Below are 7977 nucleotides of genomic sequence, written 5' to 3' on the forward strand. Positions count from 1 at the left end.
CGGCCTTGATGGCGCGCAAGCGGGCAACGCTGACGCCGCGGCCGCGTGCGATCTGGGCCGCATCCCTGGTCGCGCCCATGGCGAGTGCGGCAAGGTCGAAAACATGTGCCGCCGCAAGGTGGCAGGCCTCCGCAGTCAACTCGTCTCCGACCTCCTGGATCGAGCTGATATAGTCGAGCAACAGCCGCATCGCCCCGCTTTGGGTCGGCAAGGGCCGCATAAGAACCGCGGCCGGATCGCCGATCAGAGGCGAAAGCTGCTTGCGCGAAAAACTCAGATTGACGAAGCGAAACCCGCCGGCGCCGATCAGGTTGAGGCCAACCTCTTCACCGCTCATCATCAGCGCCTGGCCGTTGCCGACCGCCTCCTCGCGGCCGCGATGCTTCATCACACTGCCCCCGTCGAGGGCCGCCAGAAGAACGAAGTCGTCATTGTCGATCAGCGACGACGTACGATGCACCCGGAATTCCGATGAGCTGCCGGTGGCGATGCCGAGGCCTGGCAACGCGCGCACCCGCATGTCGATCTGCGCCGGCGCCAGCGGATCGAGGTCCACCCTCAGAACCGTGCGGCCGTAAACCTCACGCGTGATCTCGACGCGATCCCGCTCCGGAAACATCTCCGTCGCCAGCCTGAATGAGGCTGACGTCCCCATCGTCGCAGTCATCGACACCCCCCATGCCCAAGAGCGCGGTCATATGCGCCGGAGCCTGCAAAACGTCAATCCCGGGCCGTTTTGGCCGCTTTCAGTGCCGTTCTGTCCAAGCTGCCCCCCTTTTATGCCCCTAGTTTGCGGCGCGATTCCGGAACCGGAACCGCATTGGCGGCAATCCAAAGGGGGGCACGATGTTTCATTTGCAACTGTTCAAGACGCTGTCGGCACTGGCTGCGGCAGGGTTCAATCCGCGCATCTATCTGCTGTCGATCGCCTTGGGCAACGCAGTGACCGATCATCGCGAGGCCAAGCTGCCGCCGCGCGCTGCCCGATGATGAGCAGCACCATGAAAAAGAGCATTTTCCTGGCCCTGACCATTGCCCTTGCGGGCTGCCAAACGGGCCAGGTCGACGACAGGCCGGCATCGATCGCGAGCGCGGCCGGCAGCAAGAAGGCCCGGAACGAACCGACGACGGAAACGGCATGCGCCGATGCGGCCAAGAAGGCGGCGAAGGCGCAGACCAATGCGGCTCTGCTCGGCGGTGTGCTGTCGATGGCGGGGGGTCTTGGCGGTCTGGCTGGCAATGGTGGGGTCATTGCCGGCCAGGCCGCCTCGATCGGCGGCTCGGTTCTGCAGTCCCAGGCAACGAGCAGTGCCCGGGCCGGCATTGCGGAGGATTGTTATGGCTGAGCGGCGTTTCGTAGCCATGCGCCGGCTGGCCGGCGCGCTCGCACTTGCCGGCATGATCTTCGACAGCCCGCCTGCCTTGGCGCTGACAGCGCGGGATGCGTCGGCGGTCGTCGGCCTGATCGAGGCCTTGCAGCCCGAATTCGGTCAGTTCGCCTATGACGAGGAGAGCGCCGCCGACTGGTACGAGCGCGATGCCGCGGACAAGGGCTTGATCGGCAGCGCCGGTTTCACCGCCGACAGCTGGAAGGTCGCGCTTGGAGAGACCATGCGCGGGTTCCTGGCGACGATGCCGGTCGCAGAACTCGATGCCATTTTCGCCAAGCTCAGAAATGCCATATCCGGCATGAGGGAGCTGACCGAGGCACAGAAGACGGAGACCATCGCCGCGATCGACGAAGAGGACGAAGGCTTGATGGCCTTGCGGGCCGAGGGTGACCCCTTCGCCGATGTCGTCAGGCCGCTGACGCCAAAAATCCGCAGCCTCATCCTCGGCCCGGCGATGGGGCAATAGGAGGTTGGGCAACAGGAAACGGGTGGCCGGAAAAGCAACTCCGGGCGGGAGCCTCGAGGCCGAACATCGCGATATTTTTCCAGCCACGGCACGTGCCGGGCGAGGCAGCCCGATCGCGATGCTGATCTGCCTGCTGGCCTCCGGCTGCAGCCAGACGGCCGCCAGCCCGCCGATCACGCCAGACCAGCATGCGCAATTGGCGGAGTTGGCGGCCGGCCCGGACTCGCCGGCAGGTCTTGGCGAGGCCCTGGCTGCAGTCGAGGCGACCAGGAAAATGCAGGACTGCCGGGCGCGTATGAACGAGACGGTCGGGCAGATGAAGACGATGGGCGCCGTCAATGGCGCGGTCGGCGTCGCCGGTCGCATGGCGGGTCCGGGGGGCAAGACAGCGGCAAAAATGGTGGCGGTCGGCACTGCCAGGGTCGTGCGCGGTAAGCTCAGCCACCAGATGCAATCGTGCTGAGACGATTGACGCGGTGCCTGGTCAGGCCGGCAGCGGCCGCTGTCCTTTCGCGGCGGCGGGCGTATCAGGCCTCGCCCCGGCATCTCGCGCGTGCGGCCCGATCGGCATGATTGCCGGAAATGGCGTCGCGCCAAAGGCAAACGTCCATTTGTAGCCGATCAGGCCATCCTCCGGCGTCGTGTGCTGGTCGTGATGGGCGAGCAGCTTGGCGCGGTCGGCGAGATCCTCCGCCTCGCGCCGCACCATTTCAGCCGTCTCCGGCCGCATCCGCCTGGAGAAGCTGACGAAGGTCGCTTCCTTGTCGATATGGGTGATGGCCCAGCCGATGAAATTCTTGTTGGTCATCTCGAACAGCGGCCTGAGCGGCCCTTCGAAGTTCCACTGGATCGGCGTCTCGACCAGCAGTCTCGCCGAGAGACCCCGTCCGAGCGCGATCAGGCCGAGTTCCTCGAGATCGCGCAGATAGAGGAACATCGAAGCCTCGCTCAGGCCTTGCGAGCGCATGATGCCTTCGGGCGTGAACTTTTCTGACAGCATGACGAAGATGAACAGCAGCGCCGGCCGGCTGGCGAGCTTGCGCTCGATCTCCGGCGCGATGTGGTTGACCGGCCCAGGCCCCCGGTTCATCGAGCCGAGCACGTTTTCCAGTTCGACACCGGCCGCAGCGCAAATCTCCATCAGCCGGTCGAGCTTGCAATTGCGCTCATGGAAGATACGCTTCACCGTCGGTTCGGAAACGCCCATGCGTTCGGCCAGCGCGCGATAGGTGACGCCCTTCGCCTTCAACGTCCGCTTCAGCGCCTGGAAGATCAGACCGTTCATTGGATGCACCTCTTGTCGCTAGTTTCGTATCGATATTCGATACTAGCGGCGTCAGGCCTTTCCGAAAAGTATCGAAAGCCATAGCTCTGCCTCGTCATCTCAGGAGAGCAGTCATGAACACCCTCATCACCTCAACCTTTATCGCCGTCATCGGCATTGCCGCAGTGCCCGCCGCGGAGGCCGGCGAACTCTGGCGCGCCACCGGGCTCGAACAGCCGGAATCGGCCCTGTTCGACGCCGCTGACAATCGCATCATCGTTTCCAACATATCAGGCAATCCCGGCGAGGCCGACGGCAACGGTTATCTCTCCGTGCTGTCGCTGGACGGCAAGACGGTCACCCAGCACTGGACCGACGGCATGGACGCACCCAAGGGCATGGCGATCTCGGGCGGCAAGCTCTATGTCGCCGACATCACGAAAGTCCGCGTCGTCGACCTCGCCAGCGGCAAGCTGGTCGCCAGCATCGCGGTGCCGAACGCGGTCTTCCTCAACGACATGACATCGGACCAATCCGGCAAGGTCTATGTCACCGACATGCTGGCCGACGCCATCTACCGCATCGATGGCGACCGGCCGGAGCTGTTCGTCAAGGACGGGGCATTGGCTTCACCCAACGGCATCTTCGCCGATGGCGGCCGATTGATCGTCGCCTCCTGGGGCAAGGGCATCAAGCCCGACTTCAGCACGACGGAGCTTGGCGGCCTGCTGTCGGTCGACATCGCCAGCAAGGTGGTTTCGCCCTTGCCGGCCGCCCAGAAATTCGCCGATCTCGACGGCGTCGTAGCCATCGGCGGCACCATCTATACCACCGCCTACATGACCGGCAAGCTCTACCGCCATCATGCGGGCGGCGCGCCGGAGGTGGTGGCGCAGTTCAAGCCGGGCAGCGCCGACATCGGCGCCGATGGCAAGTCGATCCTTTATGTGCCGTTGATGAACGAAGGCGAGGTTGTGGCGCTGAAGCTCGATTGAGAGCCATGATCGGCGCCTCAGGGCAGAGCTGCGAGACGTTCGCCAACGGCCGATGGACTGTCGTTAGTCGGCGAGGATCGTATTGTGGCCAATTAACGACGTCCCCGGATCGGCCCACCTTGTGCCAAGCGCCAATAGCCGACATTGCCGAGCAGATATTTTGATCTCGCCTTTGGGCCGGGAGCGGAACGTCCGGTTCGGGACGTGCTTGTGGCGAAGCTTCCGTCGCCACCGGTTCACCGCCGCCGGCGACCATACAGCGCGGAAGTCGCGTATCCCGATCGCTAGAGCACCCCGATACTGCGGAGCAAGGCTTGTAGTTCGGCCTCGACACCTGCCGCCCGCAGGACGGCATCCCGATTAATCCGGCGCGCCAGGTTGGCGCGCGTCATGGGCTTTTTGTATTCCGGCCATTCCTTTTCGAGCGCCTTAACCGCCCCCGGCGTATCGGGCGGGCGGTTGGCCGCCTTGCCCTCCAGATGGCGCAGCAGCATTGCCTCAAAGCAGGGCCGTTGCCAGAGAATCGTGATTCCGTTGTCGGCCGCGAGCTTGCGCGTTCGCTCGGCGCGCTGCGGATCGCGCTCGGCCTGGTCAAAATCCAAAAGCGCGAAGCGTTCCGCGGGCGCACGGCGTTTTCTCTGGAGCAGCTTCAGGCGCAGCACCGCCATCTCGATACGCGACAGCGGATCGCCGGTCCCCGGCCCCAATTCGTCAACGTGCAGGTGCACCGGCAAATTGGCATCGCGGATCAGATCTTGCAGAAAGCCGGCATAACCGACTTCTGACGCTCCCTCGCAGCCAATATAAACCGGACGGCGAAGCTCGATATATGGCGGGCGACGACGGCTCATCCGAGGTGTGGAACCCCGCCGTATGCACCGCTCAGATATTTGCGGTAATGGTTCTCGTCGCGGCGCACCTTCACGTCCATGAGGCTGTAAAGGTGGCTGCGGCCCTGCCGGTCCTTCTCGCAGATCACGATTTCCTCCTTGTTGAGGTCATCGAGCAGCGAGGCCGAATGGCAGGAGAGCCATAGCTGCGCGTCGAACTTGTTACGTCCCGAGGCCGCATAGAACCAGCGCACCAGCTCGGGCAGCATGTTCGGGTGAATGGCCGCGTCCATTTCGTCGATCGCGGCGATCCCGCCGGTATCGAGTGCGCTCATGATGAAAGGGAACATCTTGATAAAGGCCCGCGTGCCGTGGCTTTCCATCAGCCAAGGCATTTCGACCGCAAGACCCGCGTGCTTAAACAGCAGCAGCGGCCCGTTGTCCGTATGCTGAAAGCGCATCCCTTCCACACCCACATCTATGCGGCTTAGCTCATCCTTCAGCCGCGAGACGACGTTGGGCTGGTTCTTTAGATAGTCGATCACGTCGCGATCGACGAAGGAGTGCACAGGCTCAATTTGGAAGAAGGCCTTGCGCGCCGTATCCACAAGAAGCTGCGCGGTCGGGTGCTGGAATTTCGCGAATGATGACAGCACCGTGTGATTGCCGGCGAGCGTCTTCACGAGGTGCTGGAAGCCCGAGAGGCTGAAGGTTTTAGAGTCCTTCACCTTGCCCTCGGCATCGCGCTCATAGACGCGCTGCCATTTCCCTTGGCCGTTCGGCCTCTGGCGCAGCGACTCGGACGCGATCCGCACCGCGAGCCCTTCTTTGAGTTCGATTTCCAGTTCGTAGCGGTAAGTGCCTTGCTCGACCTTTTCGCCGCTCGTGGCGCGCTGAAAGACTTCCGGCGTCAGGTTTATGATGCCGCCCAGCTCGATCGCGAACCGGATCGGCCGACTGCCGGGTTCCACGTCGTTGAACCGCTCGATGCCAGCGAAGCCTGGCACCGTGCGCGCTACGCTGTCGCGGATCATCGTCACGACGAATTCGAGCGCGCGCAGCACCGTCGTTTTACCCGAGGCGTTCGCGCCATAGAGGGCGACGACCTTCGGCGCGCGCACGTCCGCACCCTCGAAGATGGGGGCATAACGGCCTTCAGGATCGGGCACTTTTCCATCCACCGACAGGTCGAGCACCTGCGGATCGCGGATGGAGAAGAAGTTTTCGACCTCTAGCTTGTAGAGCATGGGATACCTCACTTGGGGATATAATAGAATCTATAACGATATTTCGTCAATAATTCGATTACAGGATCGCTTCATGCTCACCGAGGATTGAGCATTGGCGGCGCAACGTGGATGGATGCCAGCTTTCGGAATCGGAGGTTGGTTCTCGAAATGACCAAAAAGAGGCGCAGTGCGGTTGTTCACGTCGCGCCGTGCGTGAGTCAGCTCAACGTCAAGAAGTTGGCATTCAACAGGTGGACACCTTGTCCTGACTATGGCCACCGGCCGGCAAATCCCGGCCCCTACCCCGCCTCCAGCTTCCCTTTCAGCTGCGCCCGCGCATCCTTGATCGAGGCGGCGTAGGTCACCAGCGGGCGCTTGACGCCGTGGGTGATCAGCATGCGTCGGATCTGCGGCGCGGCACCCGATATGATGAAGCGGACACCGGCGCGTTTCGCCTTGTGGGCGGCGCCTTCGATGACGTTGGCCGCCGTCGAATCGAAGAACGGTACGGCCGAGCAGTCGAGGATGAAGTTCCTGCGCTGGTCGGCTATGCGGTCGAGCACGGTGCCGACGGTCGATGCGGCGCCGAAGAAGAAGGCGCCCGAAATGCGATAGACGACGGTGTCGGCGTCGGTCGCCTCGCTGGCATCGTAGGCCTTGGTGCTGTCGGCGACATCCTCCTGCACCAGCGGCTGATCGGCCTCGACCGCAATCGACTTGGCCATGCGGTCGATGAACAGGATCGACCCCAGCACGAAGCCGACGACGATGCCTTCGGTGAGATCGCGGAAGATGACGAGCAGAAAGGTCGCCATCAGCACCAGCGCATCGCCGCGCGAGGCACGCAGCAAGGTGGCGAAGGCCTGTTTCTCGAACATATTCCAGCACACGACCGCCAGCACGCCGGCCAGGGCGGCGAGCGGGATATAGCTGGCGAGCGGCGCCGCCACCAACATCAAGGCGAGCAGGATGGCGGAGTGGACGATGCCCGAAACCGGTCCGTGGGCGCCGGCCCGCACATTGGTCGCCGTGCGGGCGATGGTGCCGGTGGCGCAGATGCCGCCGAACAGGGCGGATGCGATGTTGGCGAAGCCTTGCGCCACCAGTTCGCAGTTGGAACGATGCCGGCGGCCCGTCATCCCGTCGGCGACCACCGCCGAAAGCAGCGATTCGATGGCGCCCAGCAAGGCGAAGGCAATGGCATCCGGCAGCACGTCAATCATCCTGTCCAGGCTGATCGGCGGCAAAGCGGGCATTTGCAGGCTGCGCGGTATACCGCCAAAGCGGGTGCCGATCGTCTCCGCCGGCAGTGCGAGAAGCGCCACGACCAGCGATGCCAGCCCGATGGCGATGAGCATTGCGGGCCATGTCGGCCGCCAGCGCTTCAGGCCGGCGATGGTGGCGACGGTCAACACCGCCACGAAGGTCGCCGCCGGGTTGATGGTGCCGGCCGCCTCGCCGACCGCGATCAGCTTCGGCACCAGCGGTCCGGGCTCCTTGCCGGCAAGCTTCAGCCCGAACAGTTCGACGATCTGTCCGGAAAAGATGATGACGGCGATGCCGGCGGTGAAGCCGACCGTCACCGGATAGGGAATGAACTTGATGTAGGTGCCGAGACGGAGATAGCCGATGGCGAGCAGGAAGACCCCTGCCATCATCGTTGCCAGCAGCAGCCCGTCAATACCGACCCGGGCAACCGTCGCGGCCACCAGCACGATGAAGGCGCCGGCCGGGCCGCCGATCTGGAAGCGGCTGCCGCCGAGCGCCGAAATGATGAAGCCGCCGACGATCGAGGTGTAGAG

General features: G+C 63.7%; 10 protein-coding genes. 5 read left to right on the forward strand and 5 right to left on the reverse strand.

The window, feature by feature from the left end:
• Positions 1-667 (reverse strand): AraC family transcriptional regulator (locus tag EN994_RS10035; RefSeq protein WP_127307513.1); only part of this gene is annotated, 667 nt, incomplete at its 3' end.
• 179 nt (positions 668-846) lie between these two features.
• Between EN994_RS10035 and EN994_RS10040 the strand changes: the two genes are divergently transcribed.
• Genes EN994_RS10040 through EN994_RS10055 form a run of 4 tightly spaced genes read left to right on the forward strand, consistent with a single transcriptional unit; the run spans position 847 to position 2320 of the window.
• Positions 847-990, forward strand: a complete 144-nt coding sequence (locus tag EN994_RS10040) for a hypothetical protein (protein WP_082826609.1) — start codon at positions 847-849, stop codon at positions 988-990.
• A gap of 11 nt (positions 991-1001) precedes the next feature.
• Positions 1002-1346: a hypothetical protein gene (locus EN994_RS10045; RefSeq protein WP_013528664.1), complete on the forward strand. Its 345-nt coding sequence runs from the start codon at positions 1002-1004 to the stop codon at positions 1344-1346.
• Positions 1339-1857, forward strand: coding sequence for a hypothetical protein (locus EN994_RS10050; RefSeq protein WP_127307514.1), 519 nt, complete (start codon positions 1339-1341; stop codon positions 1855-1857). Before EN994_RS10045 ends, EN994_RS10050 begins: the two co-directional genes overlap by 8 nt.
• A 22-nt stretch (positions 1858-1879) precedes the next feature.
• The gene (locus tag EN994_RS10055; protein ID WP_063169640.1) at positions 1880-2320 is read left to right on the forward strand and encodes a hypothetical protein; all 441 of its coding nucleotides are present in this window, start codon (positions 1880-1882) and stop codon (positions 2318-2320) included.
• Positions 2321-2341: 21 nt separating this feature from the next.
• Here the strand turns inward: EN994_RS10055 and EN994_RS10060 are convergent, their stop codons facing one another.
• Positions 2342-3142, reverse strand: coding sequence for a helix-turn-helix transcriptional regulator (locus EN994_RS10060; protein WP_063169639.1), 801 nt, complete (start codon positions 3140-3142; stop codon positions 2342-2344).
• Positions 3143-3255: 113 nt separating this feature from the next.
• Between EN994_RS10060 and EN994_RS10065 the strand changes: the two genes are divergently transcribed.
• Positions 3256-4116: a hypothetical protein gene (locus EN994_RS10065; protein ID WP_063169638.1), complete on the forward strand. Its 861-nt coding sequence runs from the start codon at positions 3256-3258 to the stop codon at positions 4114-4116.
• 284 nt (positions 4117-4400) lie between these two features.
• Here the strand turns inward: EN994_RS10065 and EN994_RS10070 are convergent, their stop codons facing one another.
• The 3 genes from EN994_RS10070 to EN994_RS10080 form a co-directional block, all read right to left on the reverse strand.
• On the reverse strand, positions 4401-4967 hold the full coding sequence (locus EN994_RS10070; protein WP_063169637.1) for a hypothetical protein: 567 nt from the start codon (positions 4965-4967) through the stop codon (positions 4401-4403).
• Positions 4964-6193, reverse strand: a complete 1230-nt coding sequence (locus EN994_RS10075) for an AAA family ATPase (RefSeq protein WP_063169636.1) — start codon at positions 6191-6193, stop codon at positions 4964-4966. Before EN994_RS10075 ends, EN994_RS10070 begins: the two co-directional genes overlap by 4 nt.
• 281 nt (positions 6194-6474) lie before the next feature.
• On the reverse strand, positions 6475-7977 hold a 1503-nt coding region (locus tag EN994_RS10080), incomplete at its 5' end, for a SulP family inorganic anion transporter (protein WP_164745853.1).

It is taken from the genome of Mesorhizobium sp. M7A.F.Ca.CA.002.09.1.1 (genome assembly GCF_003998555.1).
GTDB lineage: Bacteria > Pseudomonadota > Alphaproteobacteria > Rhizobiales > Rhizobiaceae > Mesorhizobium > Mesorhizobium ciceri.